Origin of the sequence: Tabrizicola thermarum (assembly GCF_003574395.1) — a bacterium.
Classification (GTDB): Bacteria; Pseudomonadota; Alphaproteobacteria; order Rhodobacterales; family Rhodobacteraceae; genus Tabrizicola; species Tabrizicola thermarum.
In genome coordinates this window covers 1-18,790 of the sequence record NZ_QMJY01000074.1, presented here as the reverse complement: position 1 = coordinate 18,790, position 18,790 = coordinate 1, and the positions used below count along the sequence as shown (strand labels likewise).

Genomic DNA, 18,790 nt, shown 5'->3' with positions numbered 1-18,790 from the left:
CCGGGCCGAAGGTCAGCGCAGCCGGACCCGCACCCGGCCACGGCCCAGAACGCGGTCCTTGACGCGCCCGCGCAGCGACCGGGGCGGCAGATGCTCGCGGTCCTGCAGGAACACAAGGCCATTGATCGCGCGGTCGCGGATCAGCGCAAGGTTCGCGCCCCATTCGGCGGCGACACGCGGATCGACGCCATCCGGGATGCCCTTGCGCGGGGTGTGGGTGCCGGGGACCCAGTCGGTGATGACGATGCCGGGGAATCGGTCGCCCAGATCGGCCACCAGCGCGCGGGTCAGGATGCGCAGCGCGCCTTTCGACACCGAATAGCCCGCCGCCAGGGGTGCGGGCATCACATCGGCGAAGGTCACGATGTTGATGATGCGGCCCTGCCCCCGCGCCACCATTTCGGGCAGGACGGCGTGGCAGCAGTTGAACGCCCCGCCCAGGTTCAGTTGCACCGTGTCCATGAAACTGGACGGCGTTTCCTCGAGGATGTCGCGGTGCGGATAGGTCTCGGCGCCGTTTATCAGGATTGTCGGAGCGCCCAGGATCTCGCGGATCCTGTTGAAGGCCTCCGTCACGGCCACCGGGTCGCGGACATCGGCGAGGACGGGGATCACGCCCTCATGCCCGGGCTCGAAGGGCGTGGCCGAGATGCCCGCGACCGCCAGCCCGCGCAGGGCAAGGGCTGCGGTCAGCGCGCGGCCCAGATCGCTGCCCGCGCCGGTGACCACGGCGACCCCGTCGGGGGCGTCCGGCCTGATCGGGCTGTCCTGCATCATACGGCTTTCCGCCTTTCGGCCCGGTGGCGGGCCACGATCACGTCGGCGACCCGCAAGGCATTGGCTGCGATCGTCAGACTGGGGTTCACCCCCATCGACGTGGGCAGGAAGGACGCGTCGGCGACATAGAGGTTGTCAAGATCATGCGCCTTGCAGTTGGCATCCAGCACCGAGGTCCTGGGGTCAGCCCCGAACCGCAGCGTCCCGCAGGAATGGCCGTAGTTCAGCGCCGGGCCGAAGCCTAGCAGCAGCGTGCGCCAGCGGCCAAGCCGGTTGCGGATCACACGGCGGAAAATGGCGCGACGCTCCAGAAGCTCGGGGTTCAGACGGTAGTCGATCAGGGGCATCTCCGGGTCGTCGGGATGGCAGAGCACGCGGTTCTCGGGATAGGGCAGGTCTTCCAGGATGCCCACGAAGACCGTCGCCTTGCCGAAGACCACCGCGGCCAGCCGCGCCGCCAGCGTCGCCATCCGCCCGATGCCCGGCACCCGCCGCAGCCCGGTCCGGGAGATCCTCTCCTTCAGATGACTTGCGATCTGACCGGCATCGGCGGCGACACCCATCGACTGCACCAGCCCCAGCCGCCGGCCCTCATGCGCATAAAGGTCGCGGAACGCCACCGACCGCGTCGCGCCTGCGGCCGGCGAACCCCGGCGCGGCCATAGCGCCAGCATCTCGCTGAGGTGGAACATCAGCCCCCGCCCGACCCAGCCGCTGGAATTGGCGCAGCCCTCGGCATGGGTCCCGGTGGAAGCCAGCAGGATGCGCGGCGAATGCAGCGCGCCCGCAGCCAGAACCACCACCTGCCCGGTCAGGACCATGTCGCGCCCGCCCCGGCGCACCCTGACCTGCGTGATCCGCCCGCCGGACTCGATCAGTTCCTCGACCGAGGTATCCGCCAGCAGCATCACCCGGCCCGTCTCCATCGCCGGTTCCACCCCGGCCGAGCGCCCGTCCATCTTGCAGGGCAGCGGGCATTTGCGGCCCAGACAATCCGTGCAGCCCGGCACCCGGCGCAGGGCCTCATGCGCGCGGTAGGGGTGAAGACCCAGACTGCGCAGGTCGTCGAACAGCGCCGCCTCGGCCCCGGTCAGCGGCGGAGCGGCCAGACAGGGCGCAGGCAGTCCCGAGGCCGGGTCGCCCTCGCCCCGGATCGACAGCAGCTCGGCCGCCTGGTCGAAATAGGGGGCAAAGGCGTCATAGCCGACCGGCCAGCCCCCGGTGGGGTGCTGCATCTCGCCGACGGTTTCCATGTCATGGCGTTCGGGCCGTTCCACCGCCGCGGCGTAGAAGACCGAGGTGCCGCCGACGCCGCTGCCGATCGGGGCAAAGAACTGCTGCGGCCGCCCGCCATCCAGCCGCACCTCGATCCTGGTCGGCCAGAACCCCCGCATCTGCCGGGTGTGGTAGTCATTCACGTCACTGCGCAGTTCCTGGTTTTCCGTGCGATAGCCCAGCGGTCCCTTTTCCACGAACAGCACCGACAGCCCGCTTTCGGCCAGCCTGCGCCCGGCAAGCCCGCCGCCGATGCCCGTGCCGATGACGATCGCGTCCCAGACGCGGTCGACCGCCTGCTCATCGACGGCGCGCCCGGCCACGACCGAAGGTTTCCACGACCGCAGCATCAGGACCGGATGTCCCGAAATCCGTCGGACCCTGGCCCTGACATCCGCACCGCAGGGAACCCCCGCCCGGATCGCCACGTCCCGGTCGGATCCTGCCGGATCGCCGTGACGCCATCATGGCAAGCGGACAGCCCTGCCCCGACGACGCTCAGGGCCGAACCGACCCCGAACGAGCCAAGCCACAGCAAGCCACCTGCGCCAAAGCCAGCCAAGTTGTCCATGGTTCCCGATCGTCGCCCTTCCGGCGGTCGGGCACAGGTTGCGCGGAACGCCGGAGGTTTCAAGCCCTTTGTTGACACGACCGGTCGGTCTGGCAAGTCGATGCCGGTGTCCCGCTGCCGTCCTGATGCCGCGCGGGCCTGCGCGCGGGTCAGACGCGCGGCAGCGGACTGACGACAGCTGATGGACGGGGTCCATGCTTCGGTCATGAATCTGTAACGCCACGGCCGCCTCGGCGTCATCCGGCGATGGTATGCCTGTCGCAATCTTCGGTTCACTCGGGTCCCGTCGTGCAAAACCTGCAAGCCTTCGGTCGAATCGTGCCCTCTCCGGCAAAGCGCGGTCCGCAGACGGGAGCCGCCCTGTCGTGAGCGACCTCGACAGGATGGCCGCGCCATGGCGCGTGACAGGGCCGGTTCAGGCCCCTTCCCGGATCATCGCCGCGCCCGACCATCCTTGCTGCCAGCACCGCGCCCAAGACCCGCGACCGGAACGCTCTGGCCAGCAACGGTCGCCCCGGCGTTCCGGCCGGACCCTGCACTCACATCCCGCGATGAGGACCCAATGTTCACCGACCTTCTGAGCGACGCGCCCCTGCCGCCCCCTGCCCCTGTCGTCGATTTCAGCTATGCCCATTCCGGCCAGTCCTGGTTTCGTCAGGGTCTGATCCGCGCGGTCGAGGCGCTGACCGGCCAGCCCTACCTGCGCCGGCTTTATCTCGACTGGGTCAACTTCGACCGCTGGGCCGGAGAACCCGTCTTTGCCGCCGCGCTGCGCAAGCTGCGGATCGCGCTGCGGATCACCGAGGGCGCGCAGCATCTGGACCGCCTGCCCCGCACGGGCGGAGTGCTTCTGGTCGCCAACCATCCCTTCGGCGTGGTGGACGGGCTGGCGCTGGGCCATCTGGGGATGGACCTGCGCGGCAATGTGCAGATCCTGACCAACAGCCTTCTGTGCCGGGTGCCGGAAGTCGATCCCTACCTGCTGCCGGTCGATTTCTCGGGCACGCCCGAAGCGCGGCGGCTGACCGCCGAGACCCGGCGCCGGGCGGCGTCGCTTCTGATGGCGGGCAAGGTCGTCGCGGTCTTTCCGGCCGGAGGGGTCGCCACCGCCAACCGCCCGCTGAAGGGCCGCGCGGTGGATGCACCCTGGCATCCCTTTGTCGGCCGCCTGGCCACCCTTCCCGGGGTGACGACGCTGCCGGTGCATTTCTCCGGCCAGAACTCGCGCCTGTTCCAGCTGGCCAGCCACAGCTCCTACCCGCTGCGCGTGGCGCTGATCTTCCGCGAGACCCGCCGCCTGATCGGCCGTGCGGTGGAGCTGCGCATCGGCGCCCCGATTTCGGCGGCCGATCTCGCCTTGCTCGAGCGCGACGAGATCGCCCTCCATCTGCGCCGCCGCTGCATGGCGCTGGCTGCCCCCGCGCTGGCCGACCCGGACGAGACCTACATCTGGCCCGCCCACGTCAAATGGTAGCCCGAGGCGTCACATAACCTTCACCCAGCCTTTTACGGCCTGTCACATCCGCCCGCTACGACGCGTCCAGACCAAGGGGAAGGGACCACCGATGCTGGATGTGCGGGGCGTGACGCGGATGTTCGGCCAGAAGGCCGCCGTGGACAACATCAGCTTTGCCATCGACCGCCCGGCCTTTGTCGGGATCATCGGCCGGTCCGGCGCGGGGAAATCCACCTTCCTGCGGATGATGAACCGGCTTCTGGACGCGACCTCGGGCGAGATTCTGGTCGAGGGCCGCAACGTGCTGGCGCTGAAGGGCGCCGAGGCGCGGGCCTGGCAGTCGCAATGCGCGATGATCTTCCAGCAGTTCAACCTGGTGCCCCGGATGGACGTGGCCTCCAACGTCCTCCACGGCATCCTGAACCGCCGCTCCACCCTTCAGACCATGTTCAACCTCTGGCCCCGCGCCGACATCCTGCGCGCGCTTGCCATCCTCGACCGCCTCGGCATCGCCGAACAGGCCCCCAAACGCGCCGAGGCGCTGTCGGGCGGCCAGCAGCAGCGCGTCGCCATCGCCCGGGCGCTCATGCAGGACCCCAAGATCATCCTGGCCGACGAACCCATCGCCAGCCTCGACCCGATGAACGCCCAGATCGTCATGGACGCGCTGAGGCAGATCAACGTCGAGGACGGGCGCATGGTCATCGCCAACCTCCACACGCTGGACACCGCGCGGCGCTACTGTGACCGGGTGATCGGCATGCGCGACGGCCGCATCGTCTTTGACGGCACCCCCGACCAGCTGTCCACCAGTGTCGCACGCGAGATCTACGGCGCCGACGACAGCTTCAACGAGGCCGCCACCTCGACCTCGATCCCCACCGACACCGCAGCCGACCGGTCCTACGCCGACCTGATGCTGTCGTGACCCCCGGCCCAACGGCCACAACCTTCATGGAGCTCCCATGCAAAAGCTGCTGACTGCAACTGCCCTTGTCTCGCTGATGGCCACCTCGGCCTTCGCGCAAGAGATCAAGGAATTCAACATCGGCATCCTGGGCGGCGAGAACGCCCAGGACCGTCTGGCCTCGACCGAATGCCTGCGCGTCAAGACCGAGGAACTCCTCGGCGTTCCGGTCAAGCTCTTCACCCCTGCCGACTATGACGGCGTGATCCAAGGCCTCCTCGGCGGCACGCTCGACTTCGCCTGGCTCGGGCCGTCAGCCTATGCCAAGGTCTATCTGACCAACCCCGAAGCCGTCGATGTCGTGCTGACCAAGCAGAACGTGGACGGCTCGACCGGCTACTATTCCATCGGCTTCGCCAAGGTCGATTCGGGCATCAACTCGATGGACGACGCCAAGGGCAAGGTCTTCGCCTTCGCCGACCCGAACTCGGCTTCGGGCTATCTGATCCCCGCCGCCGAACTGACCGAGAAATACGGCAAGCTGGAAGACTATTTCGGCCAGGTGAAGATGTCGGGCGGGCACGAGCAGACCATCGTCGGCGTCGCCAATGGCGATTTCGACGCGGGCGTCAGCTGGTCGGACGGCCTGGGCAACTGGGAAGACGGCTACAACTCGGGCGCCTTCCGCAAGGCCGCCGATGCGGGCCTGATCGACATGTCCACGATCAAGGAAATCTGGCGTTCCAAGCTGATCCCCGAAGGCCCGATGGTGCTGCGCCGCGCCCTGCCGCAGGAGGTCAAGGACAAGATGGTCGCCATGCTCGACACGATGTGGGCCGACGATCCGACCTGCGCCTACAACGTCGCTGCCGGCGAGGCCAAGGACTTCGTCCCGGTCAAGCACGAGGACTATCTCGGCGTCATCGCCGCACGGAAACTTCAGGAAGGCATGTAAGCCCCCCGGCCGGACCCCGCCGCTCCCCGGGGTCCGGCTTTTTCATACCCGGATGATCCCATGGTCGATGTCGCCTTCGGACCAGGTCAGGGCCAACGCCCCGATCTGTCCAACCGCAATGAAGCCTATCTCGACATGGTCCGCCGCAAGCGGATGTATGGCGGCATTCTTCTGGTCGTGTTCGTCGCGCTCATGGCCTCGGGCTGGAAACTTGCCGAACACCGCAACGCGGGCGGCTTCCTGAACGGCCTGCACCAGGTCTTCGACTTCCCCTCCGAGGTGCTGTCCGAAGCCTGGACCAACCGCGCGAACCTGCCCGGTCTGTTCTGGGACCACGTCCCCGCCCTGATCGAGACGGTGAACATCGCCGCCGTCGCCACGCTGATCGGCGCGCTGGCCGCGATGTCGCTGTCGCTTCTGGCCACGCGTGGCCTCGCCCGCTGGCCCGCCCTGATCCCGGTCTTCCGCCGCACGATGGACGGCCTGCGCGCCATTCCCGAAATCGTCATCGCGCTGGTGCTGATCTACATCCTCGGCGGCGGCCCGGTGCCCGCCGTCATCGCCATCGCGCTGCATACCGGCGGCGCGCTTGGCAAGCTCTTCTCGGAAGTCGCCGAGAACGCCGACCTCAAACCCGTCGAGGGTCTGCAATCGGTGGGCGCCAACTGGTCGCAGCGCATGTGGCTGGGCGTCATCCCGCAGGTGGCCCCCAACTGGCTGTCCTACGCGCTTCTGCGGTTCGAGATCAACGTGCGTGCCTCTGCGATCCTCGGCTTCGTGGGTGAGGGCGGCATCGGCCACGACCTGAAACTCGCGATGCAATGGGGCCAGGGCCGCTATGACGAGGTGGTGGCGATCTTCGCGCTTCTGTTCCTGGCCATCGTGGTGATCGACCATGTGTCGGACCATTTCCGCCACAAGCTGGTGAAGGGGCACTAGACCATGACGATGACCGCAACCGCCCCCTCGCTGGCCGAGACCGTCACCGCCAGCTTCGCCCGCAAACGCCGCATGGCCTTTGCCATCCCGGCGGCGATCCTGGCCTACCTCATCTACGCCGCGATCAGCTTCGACCTTGCCGGGCTCGCCCAGCGCGCCCGCTTCGACAACGCCGCGATCCTTCTGTCCGACTTCTGGATGCACAAGACGCATGTCACCCGCGACAACCGCACCGACACGGTGACCGTCGCCATCGAGGGCGAGACCAAGGGCACCTATCCGCCGGGCCTCCTGCCCGACTGGGTGCGCATCGACGGCGACGTGACCACGATCGACCTCGGCCGTGGCCACATCGTCACCTATGACGGCGACGGCGCACGCTATGTCGTGCCCGGCTACGGCACCATCGACATCCGCCCCGAAGGCGGCAAGCCCGTCGTGACCGCGCCGGAACCGATCCCGGACTGGATCAGCATCTCGGACAACAAGGTCGCCGTGACCACCGATGCGGGCCGCTTCAACTACAGTCGCGCCAAGGTCGAGACCTTCAAGTACGAGCCCGGCTGGGAGCTGTGGTTCTTCACCCTCGACAGCCCCTTCCACGGCAAGTCCTTCGCCGAGCTTGCGCGCCTCGCCCTGTCGGGCGACCGGATCGACCCCAGCCGCTCGAACCTCGGCTACATGCTGTCGGAATTCTGGACCAACAAGATGTGGCGGCATGGCGACGTGGCCTGGGCGATCTTCGAGACGATCCTGATGGCCTTCCTCGGCACGATGACCGCCGCGCTCATCGCCCTGCCGCTGTCGTTCCTCGCCGCGCGCAACTTCAACCCGCTCGGCCCCCTGCGCTTTGCCGCCCGCCGCGTCTTCGACTTCGTCCGCGGCGTGGATGGCCTGATCTGGACCATCGTCCTCTCCCGCGCCTTCGGCCCCGGCCCGATGACCGGCGCCATCGCCATCGCGCTGACCGACAGCGGCAGCTTCGGCAAGATGTTCTCGGAAGCCCTGGAAAACATCGACGAAAAGCAGGTCGAAGGCATCCAGTCCACCGGCGCCAACTCCCTGCAACGCGCCCGGTTCGGCGTCATTCCCCAGATCACCCCGGTCCTGCTCAGCCAGGTCCTCTACTACCTTGAATCCAATACCCGCAGCGCCACCGTGATCGGCGCCATCGTCGGCGGCGGGATCGGGCTGCTTCTGACCCAGGCGATCATCACCCAGAAGGACTGGGAGGAGGTCGCCTATTACATGGTCCTCATCGTCCTGATGGTGATGCTGATGGACAGCCTCTCTGGCTGGCTGCGGAAGAAGCTCATCAAGGGCAGCTAGGTCAAGCCCCCGCCCCTCCTTGCTCTTTTCGGAAATACTCCGGGGAGTTTGAGGGGCAGCGCCCCTCATCCACCGAGGAGGAGGCGAAGCCCGACGACGAGACAAAAGCCTTGCGCCGCAGGCGCTCCATTCAGGAAACCGCCGCGGCACGGCAGACCGCCACAGGTCAAGAAAAGATGAACGCCCACACGGAAGCCCTTGAAAACACTGGCCCCGACTCCCTGCCCACGCGTGGGCAGCGCCTGTCCCCCGACGGCGCGGTGATCCACCCCACCGCCCAGGTCCACAACTCCACGTTCGAGCCCTGGACCGAGGTCGGCGAAGGCGCCCGCATCCTCAATTCCACCTTCGAAGCCTATTCCTACTGCGACCGCCTTGCCGACATCGCCAACACCACCGTCGGCCGCTTCTCCAACATCGCGGCGATGACCCGGATCGGTCCGACCGACCACCCCTTCACCCACGCCGCCCAGCACCATTTCCTCTACCGCTCTTCCTACTACTGGGACGACGTCGAGGACGACCCGGACTTCTTCGCCGCCCGCGCCGCGCGGCGCACCACGCTCGGCCCCGACTGCTGGATCGGCCATGGCGCCATCATCAAGCCCGAAGTCACCATCGGCGCCGGGGCGATCGTCGCCTCGGGGGCTGTGGTCACGAAGGACGTCGCCCCCTTCACGATCGTCGCGGGCTCCCCGGCCCGGCCGCTCCGCGCCCGTTTCGATGCCCGGACCATCGACCGCCTGATGGCCCTGTCGTGGTGGGACTGGGATCACGCCCGCCTCCGCGCTGCGCTGACCGACTTCCGCTCGCTGCAGGCCGAGGCCTTCCTCGACAAGTATCAGGGCTGATCGGCCACCGTCAGCGTCACCCTCTCGCCCGCGAACCAGGTCGTGCCCAGTTCCACCGGCACACCCTTCGGGTCCACGTTCACCGCCACCGACCGCATCACCGGCGCACCCGTCCTTACCGCCAGCGCCAGCGCCAGCACCGGGTCGGCCAGCTGCGCCGTCAGCCGCGTCTCGGCCCGCGTGTAGTCGGTCAGCCCCAGGGCCGCGAGCGCCTGCGTGATCGACCCCGTCTCCTGCACCGCCTCGGAAAGCCCCGGGAACCGCGCCGCCGGAAAGATCGACCGGAAGGCCGCGATCGGCTGTCCATCCGCAAGCGACACCCCCTCGACAACCAGCACCGGGTCGCCAGCCTTCAGCCGCAACGTCCGCGCCTCCTCGGCATCGCTTGCCCGCGTCTCGCTCCGGCTGATCCGGCGCGAGGGCGTCTGCCCCGCCGCCAGCACGTTCTGGTGGAACCGCACCCTCCGGCCCAGGGGATAATCGGTCGGCCTCTGCGCCACGAAGACCCCCGCGCCCTGCCGGGAATGGACCACCCCCCGTTCGGCCAGCGCGGCCAGCGCATGCCGGACCGTGTGCCGGTTCACCCCGAAGCGCGCGGCCAGCGCCGCCTCGGTCGGGAGCCGATCACCGGGGCGGTAATGCCCCGCCGCGATGTCCCCCGAAAGGCCTTCCGCAATCGCCGCCCAGATCGCCTGCTTTGCCAAACCTGCCTCCCGTCATGAAAAATTCACAACACTCCGGTTGGCCCCACGCCGCGGATCAGGTATGATTTGTATAGTTGTCTAGTAAACTATACAACCCCCTCAACCTGTCGAGATGCCGATGACCGACGCCTCCCCTCTGGCGCGCAAGTCCTGGATGGCCACGCTGGCCAAGGCGCCGCCTGCCCGCCTCGCGGCCCTTTTCCCCGACCTGCCGCCGCACCACGTCCTCCGCCAGCCCGAGATCGGCGCGGTGATGGTCCGGGGCCGGGTCGGCGGCACCGGGGCGGCCTTCAACCTGGGCGAGATGACGGTCACCCGCGCCTCGATCCGGCTGGCGACGGGCGAGGTTGGCCATGCCTGGGTGCAGGGCCGCGACAGGGCCCATGCGCTGCGCGCGGCGGCGGTGGATGCGCTGATGCAGACCGGGGCGGCGGCGGACCTTGCAATGCGGGTCCTGAAGCCGCTGGCCGCCGAGGCCGAGGCCGCCCGCGCCGCCCGCGCCGCCAAGGCCGCCGCAACCAAGGTCGATTTCTTCACCATGGTCCGGGGAGAGGACAAATGATCGCCACCCGCCCTGCCGACACCGCCGATGCCCTTGAAGGCGGCTTCACCGAAGCCCCCATCCAGTCCGCCCGCGCCTTCCGCGAAATCCTCGAGGCGATGGCCCGCCCCGGCACCATCCGCCGCGTCCAGGGCGCCCGCCCGCCCGAGCCCCTGTCCGTCGCCGCCGGGGTCGCGCTTCTCGTCCTGACCGACCCGACGACGCGCCTGCACCTGGCCGGGCGCGCCGACTGCGCGGAGGTGCGCGACTGGGTCGCCTTCCACATCGGCGCGCCTTTGACCCGGGCCGAGGAGGCCGACTTTGCGGTCGGCACCTGGGAGGCGCTGCACCCCGTCAGCCGCTTCAGGATCGGCCAGCCCGATTATCCCGACCGCTCGGCCACGCTGATCGTCGAAGTCGACCGGCTGGTGAACCACGGGCCCGCCCTCACCGGGCCGGGGATCGAGACGGCGACCTGGCTGAACCTGCCCGAAACGGCCGCCTTCCGCGCCAACCGGGCGCTGTTCCCGCTGGGCTTCGACACGCTTTTCACCGCCGGCGACCGCATCGCCGGTCTGCCCCGGTCCACCCGCGTGGAGGCGATCTGATGTATGTGGCCGTCAAGGGTGGCGAACGCGCCATCGACAATGCGCACCAGTGGCTGGCCGAGGAACGCCGGGGCGATCCTGCGGTGCCCGAACTGACCATCCCGCAGATCCGCGAGCAGATGGCTTTGGCGGTCAACCGGGTGATGGCCGAGGGCTCGCTTTACGACCCCGATCTGGCCGCGCTGGCGATCAAGCAGGCGCGCGGCGACCTGATCGAGGCGGTGTTCCTGATCCGCGCCTACCGCACCACGCTGCCGCGCCTTGCCGGGTCGCGCCCCGTGGATACCGGCGCGATGGCCGTGGACCGGCGCATTAGCGCGACCTTCAAGGACCTGCCCGGCGGGCAGGTGCTGGGGCCGACCTTCGATTACACGCACCGCCTGCTGGACTTCGCGCTGATGGCCGAGGGCGAGGCCCCTGTGGCGCGCGAGCTTCCCCCCGAGGCCCCTGCCGCGCGGGTCCCCCATGTCACCAGCTTCCTCAACCGCGACGGGTTGATCGAAACCGCCACCCCTTCGGATGCCACCCCCCCCGACCTGACGCGCGAGCCGATGGAGCTTCCCGCCGACCGCGCCTTGCGGTTGCAGGCGCTGACCCGGGGGGATGAGGGGTTTGTCCTGTCGCTGGCCTATTCCACCCAGCGCGGCTATGGCCGGACCCATGCCTTCGTCGGCGAATTGCGCATCGGCACGGTTGCGGTCGAGGTCGAGATCCCGGAACTGGGCTTCGCGGTCGAGATCGGCGAGATCGAGCTGACCGAATGCGAGACGGTGAACCAGTTCAAGGGCAGCCGCACCGAGCCGCCGCAGTTCACGCGCGGCTATGGCCTTGTCATGGGCCAGTCGGAACGCAAGGCCATCGCGATGAGCCTCGTGGACCGCAGCTTGCGCTGGCAGGAACTGGGCGAGGACTTCACCGGCGCCCCGGCTCAGGATGAGGAATTCGTCCTGATGCACTGCGACAACATCCAGGCCACCGGGTTCCTCGAACACATCAAGCTGCCGCACTACGTCGACTTCCAGGCGGAGCTGGAGCTGGTGCGCAGGCTGCGGGCCGAGGCGGCGGCAATGCGGGAGGCGGCGGAATGACCGAACATATTGAAGCCGGGGCCTACACCTTCGCCTATCTCGACGAACAGACCAAGCGGATGATCCGCCGCGCGATCCTGAAGGGGATCGCGGTGCCGGGCTATCAGGTGCCCTTCGCCAGCCGCGAGATGCCGATGCCTTACGGCTGGGGCACGGGGGGGGTGCAGGTGACGGCGGCCTGCCTTGTGCCCGAGGACCGGCTGAAGGTCATCGACCAGGGCGCGGACGACACGACGAACGCGGTCAGCATCCGCCGTTTCTTCCAGCGCACCGCCGGGGTGGCCACCACCGAAGCCACCACCGAGGCGACCGTGATCCAGACCCGCCACCGCATCCCCGAGACGCCGCTGAAGGCGGGCCAGATCCTCGTCTATCAGGTTCCGATCCCCGAACCCCTGCGCTTTCTGGAGCCGCGCGAGACCGAAACGCGGAAGATGCACGAGCTGGAGGAATACGGGCTGATGCATGTGAAGCTGTATGAGGACATCGCCCGCCACGGCCAGATCGCGACCTCTTACGCCTATCCGGTCAAGGTCGAGGGGCGCTATGTGATGGACCCCTCGCCGATCCCCAGGTTCGACAATCCGAAGCTCTCGGGCAATCCGGCGATACAGCTGTTCGGCGCGGGGCGCGAGCAGCGGATCTATGCCCTGCCGCCCTGGACCGAGGTGGTCAGCCTCGATTTTGACGACCATCCGTTCCAGACCTCCAAGGCCCCGCATGACTGCGACCTCTGCGGCGCGCAGGACAGCTATCTGGACGAGGTCATCACCGACGATCAGGGCGGGCGGATGTTCGTCTGCTCGGACACCGATTTCTGCGAAGGGCGGCGGGCGAAGGGTCATGCGGGACGGCTGGGCGGGGATCAAAAGTCTTCGAAGACTTTTGCAAATTCCTTCGAAGGAATTTGGCCCGGGACGGAGGGCGCGCGATGACGATGCTGGAGCGCATGGCCGTGACCGATCAGCCGCTCTTGCGGGTCGAGGGCCTGACGAAACGCTACGGCCCCCGGATCGGATGTGCCGACGTCAGTTTCGACCTCTACCCCGGCGAGGTGCTGGGCATCGTCGGCGAAAGCGGCTCGGGCAAGTCGACGCTACTGTCCTGCCTTGCCGGCCATCAGCGCCCCGACCTTGGCCGCATCAGCTATGACGGGCGCGATGTGCTGGCGATGAGCGAGACCGACCGGCGGCGGCTGTCGCGCACCGACTGGGCCTACGTCCACCAGAACCCGCGCGACGGGTTGCGCATGGGCGTTTCGGCGGGCGGCAATGTGGGCGAACGCCTGATGGCCGTGGGCGCCCGGCATTATGGCGAGATCCGGGGCAAGGCCACCGACTGGCTGGGCCGGGTGGAGATCGCCGCCGACCGGATCGACGACCGGCCCTCGGCCTTCTCGGGCGGGATGCAGCAGCGGTTGCAGATCGCGCGGAACCTCGTCACCTCGCCCCGCCTCGTGTTCATGGACGAACCCACGGGCGGCCTCGACGTCAGCGTGCAGGCGCGGCTTCTGGACCTGTTGCGTGGGCTTGTCCGCGACCTCGGCCTGTCGGTCATCATCGTCACCCACGATCTTGCCGTGGTCCGCCTGCTGGCGCATCGGCTGATGGTGATGAAGTCGGGCCGCGTGGTGGAACAGGGCCTGACCGATCAGGTGCTGGACGACCCGCAGCACGCCTATACCCAGCTTCTCGTGTCGTCCGTCCTTCAGGTGTGAGATGGCACAGCGGGGGGCCAGCCCCCCGCACCCCCCGGGATATTTCTGGACAGATGAAGGAACGTCCGATGATCGAGGTGCATGATCTGGCCAAGAGCTTTACCCTGCACAACCAGGGCGGCGCGGTGATCCCGGTGATGGCGGGTGCTGCGCTGACCGTGGCGCCCGGGGAATGTGTCGGCCTTGTCGGCCGGTCCGGTGCGGGCAAGTCCACGCTGATGCGGATGGTCTATGGCAATTACCTGGCAGGCTCGGGCAGCCTGATCGTCGCCGGGGTCGATGTGGCAACTGCCTCTCCGCGCGAGATCATTGCGCTGCGCCGCCATACCCTTGGCTATGTCAGTCAGTTCCTGCGCGTCGTCCCCCGCGTCCCCACGCTGGAGGTGGTGGCGGAACCCCTGCTCGCCCTCGGCACGCCCGCCGACGAGGCGCGCAACCGCGCGGCAGACTTGCTGAGACGCCTCAACATCCCCGAGCGGCTCTGGACCCTTTCGCCCACCACCTTCTCCGGCGGCGAGCAGCAGCGCGTCAACATCGCCCGCGGCTTTGCCCATGCCTATCCCGCGCTTCTATTGGACGAGCCCACCGCCAGCCTTGACGCCGCCAACCGCGAGGTGGTGCTGACCCTGATCGAGGAGGCCAAGGCGCGCGGGGCGGCGATCCTGGGAATCTTCCACGACGAGGCCGCCCGGGCGCGCGTCTGCGACCGGCTGGTCGATGTGACCGGCTTCACCCCACGGCTCGCAGCATGATCGTCGCGATCGTCGGGCCTTCAGGCGCGGGCAAGGACACGCTGATCCGGGGCGCGCTGCTGGCACGACCCGACCTGCGGCTGGTCCGGCGCGTCATCACCCGCCCGACCGAGGCGGGGGGCGAGGACTTCGAGGGCGTCACCCCCGCCGACTTCGCCTGCCGCGAGGCGCGGGGCGACTTCGCGCTGACCTGGCAGGCGCATGGCCTGTCCTATGGCATCCCCCGGGATCAGGTCACGGGACCCGGCCCGGTCCTGTTCAACGGCAGCCGCGCCGCCCTGCCCCGGGCCGCGCAAATCTTCTCCGACCTGCGCGTCATTCTGGTCACCGCCCCCGACATCGTGCTGGCCGCCCGCCTTTCCGCCCGGGGCCGCGAAACCGCCGAGGACATCCGCGCCCGGCTGTCGCGCGCAGCGTTCGATATGCCGCCGGGGATCGCCTTCCAGACCGTGGTCAACGACGACAGTCCCGAACTCGGCACCGCGCGCCTTCTGGCCGCGCTTCAGCCGGTCAGCGCGTAGCGGTGCAGCAGATGGAACCGACCCGACGCATCCTCGCCGAACAGGCAAAGGTCCTCGATGACGAAGGGCTGCGGCAGCACGGGCGTGAAATGCGCTTTCAGAGCCGTCGCGACAGGGCCAACCTGGTCAGCGGGCAGCCGGTCGGTCAGGGTCAGGTGAAAGCGGAACTCTTCCATCACGAAGGGATAGCCCCAGCGGTCCAGCAACTCGCGCTGGCGGGAAGTGAGGGTCTCGGGGCGACGGCGGGCGATCTCGGCCTCGGTCAGGGGCGCGCGGAGCGGGTTCGTCCCCTCTACCACCTGGGCGCCCAGCTCCAGAAGTGCTGCCTCGCAGCCCTGGGGGGTCAGGGCCAGAAAGCCGTGCAGGGTCTCAAGCGCAAGCCCGGTGCAGGAGACGGGTGCCAGACGGGCGGCAAGGCGGGCGACGCCGTCCCGAAGCTGATCGGCGTCCAGCCCCTCGGCCAGCCGGAACGGCGCGCGGATCGTGCCGTGAAAACCGTAGCGGCGCGGCTCGACAGTGATCGCCGCCGGATCGGCGATGCCTGGCAGCTCCGGCTGCGGCAGGGTCTGGCCAAGCACCGGGTCCCAGCCCAGCCAGCGGGCGGTGCGGTCGGCAAATGCGCCCGGTCGGGGCGCGTAGTAGACGGCAAAGCGTTTCATCCGGTCCATGCGCGCGGCCTAGCGGGGTTCTGTCACATGCATGTGACGGTCCCGTGTCAGCAGACGCCAGCCGCGCCCGGGCCGCAAGACAAGAGAAGCTGAGATGACGACCGAAACGATCCTTGCAAACGCCATGCTGGTCCTGCCGACCGAGACCCTGCGCGGTCAGGTCCGGCTTCTGGACGGGCAGATCAGCGACATCGCCGAAGGAACGACGGTCCCGCCGGGCGCGGTGGACTGCGAGGGCGATCTGGTGCTGCCGGGCCTGATCGAGCTGCATACCGACAACCTGGAACGCCATATCGAGCCCCGCCCGAAGGTGAACTGGCCCCACGCCGCCGCGATCATCGCCCACGATGCCGAGCTTGCCTCGGTCGGGATCACCACGGTCTTCGACGCGCTGCGCGTGGGGTCGGTGGTGTCGAACGCGAAGATGAATTACGGCGAATATGCCCGGGCGCTGGCGGACGAGATTCTGGGCCTGCGCGATCAGGAGGCGCTGAAGATCAGCCATTTCCTGCACCTGCGCGCCGAGGTCTGTTCCGAAACGCTGATCGAGGAGCTGGACAAGTTCGGCCCCGAGGACCGCATCGGCATCGTCAGCCTGATGGACCACACCCCGGGTGCGCGGCAGTTCCGCGACATGTCCAAGCTGAAGGAATACTACGTCGGCAAGCACGGCATCTCGGACGCCGACTGGGACGCCCATGTGGCCCGGCAACTGGACCTGAAGGACCGCTTCGGCGCCGCGCACGAAGCCGCCGCCGTCGCCGCCGCCCGCCGCTATGGCGCGGTGCTGGCCAGCCATGACGATACCGAGCCCGACCATGTGCAGCGCTCGGCCGAGCACGGCGCGCATTTCGCCGAGTTTCCGACCACGATCGAGGCCGCCCGTGCCTGTCAGGACCATGGGATCCTGGTGATGATGGGGGCGCCGAACCTGATCCGCGGCGGCAGCCATTCCGGCAATGTCGCGGCTCAGGACCTGGCCGAGGCGGGCCTTCTGGACATCGTCTCGTCGGATTATGTGCCCTCGTCGCTGTTGTCGGCGGCGCTGCGGCTGGGCGATCTCTGGGGCGACACCGCGCGCGGCATCGGCACGGTGACCGCGGCACCGGCGGATGCGGCAGGCCTGACCGACCGCGGCCGCCTGACCCCCGGCGCCCGGGCCGACCTGATCCGCGTCACCCGCATCGGCACCGCGGGCGCCGTCCGGGGCGTCTGGGTCCGGGGCCGCCGGGTGGCCTGAAGCCGGACCTGGCCCTGCGCTCCAAGGTCAGGCCTCGTTCTCGCCTCATGGCCAGACCATGACGGCTGCGGCGCGTGCGACGGCTGAGGGGAAGGTTCCGGCGCATCTGTCGTTGCGGGTGGCGATACGCCGCCAGTCCTTCAGCCTGCCGAACACGATCTCGATCCTGTTGCGGCGGCGATACGGGACGCGGATGACGATGATCTGAAAAGCTTCGTCGCAGCAATCAATTTCGGGATGCGGTGTCATTTCGCGGGGAAGGTCGACCATATCCGGTCCACCATTTTCCAGGTGCAGCTGAACGGGATGACCACCGTTCGCAGCCTTTACCTCTACGATTCCGTCCCAGGCGTGTCTGGCTGTCTTCGCCAGATAGCGGAGCACCCGAGCACGATGCGCGAGGTTGGCAGCCGCGCGGCGGAGGCGCTCCGGGACTGCCCCTGCAACCAGGAGCCGGACCGGAACGGGTGTTTCCGCGGCGTCAAGCCCTATGGGTCACAGTTCGGGCCAGGCGAGCCTGATCGGGATCGCGCGCGCCAGATGATGGAGGCGATCCTTCAGAAATGGGACAGCGTGACCCAGACTGAGACCGGGATCGACGCATCAATCCGGGGGGCGCTGGTCGAGATCGTGCTGGAGAAGCGGCTTCTGCGCCCCCTCTCCGGCTTCTACGCAGACGGGGCGCTGATCCCGCAGGTGCTGCCCGGCGGACGGCGTGGGTTCGTGCTGCGCGCGGGTCGACCGGACGCTCCGCGCCTCTGGACGATCGAGCCGCAGGTGCAGATTGACGCGCGGTTCCGGGGCTTGCCCTGCAAGCATGTCGACTTCCTGCTCACCCCGGTTGGCCGCAGCAGCGGCCTGCCGATCGTCATCGAAATGGACGGGATTGAGTATCACGCGGGTACGGTCGCACAGGACCTATTGGGCCGGATGTTGATGATCCGGTCCGGTCAGGTGCGGGTCGAGAGCCGCTCGGGCTGCTGGTCCCGCCCGCGCTGGAGACCACGGCCGAGAAGTGGCTGGCGAGCATCGCGCCCGCGACGGCGGCCGACGTGAACCCGTTCTCGGGGTCGCTCTCGCTGGTGGTGGAACCGCGCCTGTCCTCGGCCACGCGCTGGTATGTCACCGCCGAACCCGGCGAGATCGACGGACTGGAGTTCGCCTATCTCTCGGGCGCCGAAGGCCCGCAGGTCGAGAGCCGTTCGGGCTGGGACGTGGACGGCGTGGAGATCCGGGTGATCCTCGATTTCGGGGCCGGGTTCATCGACCATCGGGGCTGGTTCATGAATGCCGGGGCGTGAGCATGACCGACCTCGCCCAGCTCACCGCCTGGCGGGACGCCCTGATGGCTGCGCGCTATCAGGGCGTCCGAACCGTCGAATACGACGGCAAGCGCGTCACCTACGCGAGCGACGGCGAGATGGCCGCGGCGCTCGCGGACCTCAATCGGCAGATCGCTGGGGCGACCGAGCGCATCTCGGTCGTCCGCATCCAATCCTCGAAAGGGCTCTGAGATGAAGAACTACCTCCAGAACGGCCACATCGTCCGCGTCACCACGCCCGCGGGCGGCATCGCCTCTGGCGACGCGCTGATCGTGGGCAGCATCTTCGGTATCGCCGCCTATTCCTCGGCCGAGGGCGACCCGGTGGAGCTCTCCACTACTACTGGACCGCAAAGACGGATCAAGCGGAAGTTGACGAGGCTGAAAAAGAGGGAGCTGATGCCACTCTCGTATCGGGCGCAACCTCGATCAAGGAATTTGACCTGTATCCAATTGTGTCTGAATATCTCTGGTCTGAGCTTGGCATCTAGGGTCAGGACCCATTGATTTTGTGGGCTCGGCCTGATTCAAGCTCCGCAAGGAGACTGACCGATGAGCAACCTTTTCTG

22 protein-coding genes and 1 pseudogene are annotated in these 18,790 nt (G+C 68.2%); 18 read left to right on the top strand and 5 right to left on the bottom strand.

Going from position 1 to position 18,790, the window contains the following annotated elements; genetic code table 11:
- Positions 1-12: 12 nt before the first annotated feature.
- Positions 13-777: an SDR family oxidoreductase gene (locus D5084_RS10795; protein WP_128515498.1), complete on the bottom strand. Its 765-nt coding sequence runs from the start codon at positions 775-777 to the stop codon at positions 13-15.
- Entirely contained in the window at positions 774-2,402 is a 1,629-nt protein-coding gene (locus D5084_RS10790) for a GMC oxidoreductase (protein ID WP_128515497.1), read from the bottom strand. Before D5084_RS10790 ends, D5084_RS10795 begins: the two co-directional genes overlap by 4 nt.
- Positions 2,403-3,185: 783 nt before the next feature.
- Here D5084_RS10790 and D5084_RS10785 point away from each other — a divergent pair.
- The 6 genes from D5084_RS10785 (at position 3,186) to D5084_RS10760 (ending at position 9,060) form a co-directional block, all read left to right on the top strand.
- Positions 3,186-4,097 carry a lysophospholipid acyltransferase family protein gene (locus tag D5084_RS10785; RefSeq protein WP_162302422.1) on the top strand — a complete coding sequence of 304 codons (912 nt, stop codon included), beginning with the start codon at positions 3,186-3,188 and terminating at the stop codon, positions 4,095-4,097.
- 91 nt (positions 4,098-4,188) lie between these two features.
- Positions 4,189-5,007 carry a phosphonate ABC transporter ATP-binding protein gene (phnC, locus tag D5084_RS10780; protein ID WP_128515495.1) on the top strand — a complete coding sequence of 273 codons (819 nt, stop codon included), beginning with the start codon at positions 4,189-4,191 and terminating at the stop codon, positions 5,005-5,007.
- A 37-nt stretch (positions 5,008-5,044) separates the two neighbouring features.
- Entirely contained in the window at positions 5,045-5,941 is an 897-nt protein-coding gene (gene phnD, locus D5084_RS10775) for a phosphonate ABC transporter substrate-binding protein (RefSeq protein ID WP_128515494.1), read from the top strand.
- Between the two features lie 60 nt (positions 5,942-6,001).
- Positions 6,002-6,880, top strand: coding sequence for a phosphonate ABC transporter, permease protein PhnE (gene phnE, locus D5084_RS10770; protein ID WP_128515493.1), 879 nt, complete (start codon positions 6,002-6,004; stop codon positions 6,878-6,880).
- A gap of 3 nt (positions 6,881-6,883) precedes the next feature.
- The gene (phnE, locus tag D5084_RS10765; protein ID WP_128515492.1) at positions 6,884-8,209 is read left to right on the top strand and encodes a phosphonate ABC transporter, permease protein PhnE; all 1,326 of its coding nucleotides are present in this window, start codon (positions 6,884-6,886) and stop codon (positions 8,207-8,209) included.
- Positions 8,210-8,385: 176 nt separating this feature from the next.
- The gene (locus D5084_RS10760; protein WP_128515491.1) at positions 8,386-9,060 is read left to right on the top strand and encodes an LbetaH domain-containing protein; all 675 of its coding nucleotides are present in this window, start codon (positions 8,386-8,388) and stop codon (positions 9,058-9,060) included.
- Here the strand turns inward: D5084_RS10760 and phnF are convergent.
- The gene (gene phnF, locus D5084_RS10755; RefSeq protein WP_128515490.1) at positions 9,051-9,764 is read right to left on the bottom strand and encodes a phosphonate metabolism transcriptional regulator PhnF; all 714 of its coding nucleotides are present in this window, start codon (positions 9,762-9,764) and stop codon (positions 9,051-9,053) included. The two genes, D5084_RS10760 and phnF, sit on opposite strands and share 10 nt — an antisense overlap.
- Before the next feature lie 118 nt (positions 9,765-9,882).
- Here phnF and phnG point away from each other — a divergent pair, with 118 nt between their 5' ends.
- From phnG to phnN, 7 genes are all read left to right on the top strand, one after another.
- Complete coding sequence (gene phnG, locus D5084_RS10750) at positions 9,883-10,326, top strand: phosphonate C-P lyase system protein PhnG (RefSeq protein ID WP_128515489.1); 444 nt, start codon at positions 9,883-9,885, stop codon at positions 10,324-10,326.
- Positions 10,323-10,913 carry a phosphonate C-P lyase system protein PhnH gene (gene phnH, locus D5084_RS10745; RefSeq protein WP_128515488.1) on the top strand — a complete coding sequence of 197 codons (591 nt, stop codon included), beginning with the start codon at positions 10,323-10,325 and terminating at the stop codon, positions 10,911-10,913. Before phnG ends, phnH begins: the two co-directional genes overlap by 4 nt.
- Positions 10,913-12,001, top strand: a complete 1,089-nt coding sequence (locus D5084_RS10740; RefSeq protein ID WP_128515487.1) for a carbon-phosphorus lyase complex subunit — start codon at positions 10,913-10,915, stop codon at positions 11,999-12,001. The genes phnH and D5084_RS10740 overlap by 1 nt, the downstream gene beginning before the upstream one ends.
- The gene (locus tag D5084_RS10735; RefSeq protein ID WP_128515486.1) at positions 11,998-12,936 is read left to right on the top strand and encodes an alpha-D-ribose 1-methylphosphonate 5-phosphate C-P-lyase PhnJ; all 939 of its coding nucleotides are present in this window, start codon (positions 11,998-12,000) and stop codon (positions 12,934-12,936) included. Before D5084_RS10740 ends, D5084_RS10735 begins: the two co-directional genes overlap by 4 nt.
- Before the next feature lie 2 nt (positions 12,937-12,938).
- Positions 12,939-13,718 carry a phosphonate C-P lyase system protein PhnK gene (gene phnK / locus D5084_RS10730; protein ID WP_435532676.1) on the top strand — a complete coding sequence of 260 codons (780 nt, stop codon included), beginning with the start codon at positions 12,939-12,941 and terminating at the stop codon, positions 13,716-13,718.
- A gap of 68 nt (positions 13,719-13,786) precedes the next feature.
- Positions 13,787-14,470 (top strand): phosphonate C-P lyase system protein PhnL, encoded by a 684-nt coding sequence (gene phnL / locus D5084_RS10725; protein WP_128515543.1) that lies wholly within the window; start codon positions 13,787-13,789, stop codon positions 14,468-14,470.
- Positions 14,467-14,991: a phosphonate metabolism protein/1,5-bisphosphokinase (PRPP-forming) PhnN gene (phnN, locus tag D5084_RS10720; RefSeq protein WP_128515484.1), complete on the top strand. Its 525-nt coding sequence runs from the start codon at positions 14,467-14,469 to the stop codon at positions 14,989-14,991. Before phnL ends, phnN begins: the two co-directional genes overlap by 4 nt.
- Here phnN and D5084_RS10715 read toward each other — a convergent pair.
- Positions 14,973-15,650: a DUF1045 domain-containing protein gene (locus D5084_RS10715; protein WP_354001222.1), complete on the bottom strand. Its 678-nt coding sequence runs from the start codon at positions 15,648-15,650 to the stop codon at positions 14,973-14,975. The two genes, phnN and D5084_RS10715, sit on opposite strands and share 19 nt — an antisense overlap.
- A gap of 103 nt (positions 15,651-15,753) precedes the next feature.
- Here D5084_RS10715 and D5084_RS10710 point away from each other — a divergent pair, with 103 nt between their 5' ends.
- Positions 15,754-16,899, top strand: a complete 1,146-nt coding sequence (locus tag D5084_RS10710; RefSeq protein ID WP_128515482.1) for an alpha-D-ribose 1-methylphosphonate 5-triphosphate diphosphatase — start codon at positions 15,754-15,756, stop codon at positions 16,897-16,899.
- A gap of 45 nt (positions 16,900-16,944) precedes the next feature.
- On the opposite strand, the pseudogene D5084_RS10705 reads toward D5084_RS10710, so the two are convergent.
- A pseudogene (locus D5084_RS10705) lies at positions 16,945-17,082 on the bottom strand (IS5/IS1182 family transposase); the annotation flags it as partial.
- Between the two features lie 54 nt (positions 17,083-17,136).
- Between D5084_RS10705 and D5084_RS10700 the strand changes: the two are divergent.
- The 4 genes from D5084_RS10700 to D5084_RS18755 are packed head-to-tail and all read left to right on the top strand — an operon-like array spanning position 17,137 to position 18,728.
- The gene (locus D5084_RS10700; protein ID WP_354001221.1) at positions 17,137-17,955 is read left to right on the top strand and encodes a Zn-binding domain-containing protein; all 819 of its coding nucleotides are present in this window, start codon (positions 17,137-17,139) and stop codon (positions 17,953-17,955) included.
- Positions 17,877-18,200 (top strand): phage major capsid protein, encoded by a 324-nt coding sequence (locus D5084_RS10695; RefSeq protein WP_494337063.1) that lies wholly within the window; start codon positions 17,877-17,879, stop codon positions 18,198-18,200. The genes D5084_RS10700 and D5084_RS10695 overlap by 79 nt, the downstream gene beginning before the upstream one ends.
- Before the next feature lie 2 nt (positions 18,201-18,202).
- A complete protein-coding gene (locus D5084_RS10690) occupies positions 18,203-18,412 on the top strand; it encodes a phage head-tail joining protein (protein WP_128515480.1) in 210 nt (69 codons plus the stop codon).
- Position 18,413: 1 nt separating this feature from the next.
- Positions 18,414-18,728, top strand: a complete 315-nt coding sequence (locus D5084_RS18755; protein WP_238382609.1) for a DUF2190 family protein — start codon at positions 18,414-18,416, stop codon at positions 18,726-18,728.
- The last annotated feature ends 62 nt before the right edge of the window (positions 18,729-18,790 follow it).

What these genes read in the sequence shown, in the direction of transcription:
- D5084_RS10795 (WP_128515498.1), bottom strand. Translation starts at nt 777, where the DNA reads ATGATGCAGGACAGCCCGATCAGGCCGGACGCCCCCGACGGGGTCGCC.
- D5084_RS10790 (WP_128515497.1), bottom strand. Translation starts at nt 2,402, where the DNA reads ATGCTGCGGTCGTGGAAACCTTCGGTCGTGGCCGGGCGCGCCGTCGAT.
- D5084_RS10785 (WP_162302422.1), top strand. Translation starts at nt 3,186, where the DNA reads ATGTTCACCGACCTTCTGAGCGACGCGCCCCTGCCGCCCCCTGCCCCT.
- phnC (WP_128515495.1), top strand. Translation starts at nt 4,189, where the DNA reads ATGCTGGATGTGCGGGGCGTGACGCGGATGTTCGGCCAGAAGGCCGCC.
- phnD (WP_128515494.1), top strand. Translation starts at nt 5,045, where the DNA reads ATGCAAAAGCTGCTGACTGCAACTGCCCTTGTCTCGCTGATGGCCACC.
- phnE (WP_128515493.1), top strand. Translation starts at nt 6,002, where the DNA reads ATGGTCGATGTCGCCTTCGGACCAGGTCAGGGCCAACGCCCCGATCTG.
- phnE (WP_128515492.1), top strand. Translation starts at nt 6,884, where the DNA reads ATGACGATGACCGCAACCGCCCCCTCGCTGGCCGAGACCGTCACCGCC.
- D5084_RS10760 (WP_128515491.1), top strand. Translation starts at nt 8,386, where the DNA reads ATGAACGCCCACACGGAAGCCCTTGAAAACACTGGCCCCGACTCCCTG.
- phnG (WP_128515489.1), top strand. Translation starts at nt 9,883, where the DNA reads ATGACCGACGCCTCCCCTCTGGCGCGCAAGTCCTGGATGGCCACGCTG.
- phnH (WP_128515488.1), top strand. Translation starts at nt 10,323, where the DNA reads ATGATCGCCACCCGCCCTGCCGACACCGCCGATGCCCTTGAAGGCGGC.
- D5084_RS10740 (WP_128515487.1), top strand. Translation starts at nt 10,913, where the DNA reads ATGTATGTGGCCGTCAAGGGTGGCGAACGCGCCATCGACAATGCGCAC.
- D5084_RS10735 (WP_128515486.1), top strand. Translation starts at nt 11,998, where the DNA reads ATGACCGAACATATTGAAGCCGGGGCCTACACCTTCGCCTATCTCGAC.
- phnK (WP_435532676.1), top strand. Translation starts at nt 12,939, where the DNA reads ATGCTGGAGCGCATGGCCGTGACCGATCAGCCGCTCTTGCGGGTCGAG.
- phnL (WP_128515543.1), top strand. Translation starts at nt 13,787, where the DNA reads ATGATCGAGGTGCATGATCTGGCCAAGAGCTTTACCCTGCACAACCAG.
- phnN (WP_128515484.1), top strand. Translation starts at nt 14,467, where the DNA reads ATGATCGTCGCGATCGTCGGGCCTTCAGGCGCGGGCAAGGACACGCTG.
- D5084_RS10715 (WP_354001222.1), bottom strand. Translation starts at nt 15,650, where the DNA reads ATGAAACGCTTTGCCGTCTACTACGCGCCCCGACCGGGCGCATTTGCC.
- D5084_RS10710 (WP_128515482.1), top strand. Translation starts at nt 15,754, where the DNA reads ATGACGACCGAAACGATCCTTGCAAACGCCATGCTGGTCCTGCCGACC.
- D5084_RS10700 (WP_354001221.1), top strand. Translation starts at nt 17,137, where the DNA reads ATGCGGTGTCATTTCGCGGGGAAGGTCGACCATATCCGGTCCACCATT.
- D5084_RS10690 (WP_128515480.1), top strand. Translation starts at nt 18,203, where the DNA reads ATGACCGACCTCGCCCAGCTCACCGCCTGGCGGGACGCCCTGATGGCT.
- D5084_RS18755 (WP_238382609.1), top strand. Translation starts at nt 18,414, where the DNA reads ATGAAGAACTACCTCCAGAACGGCCACATCGTCCGCGTCACCACGCCC.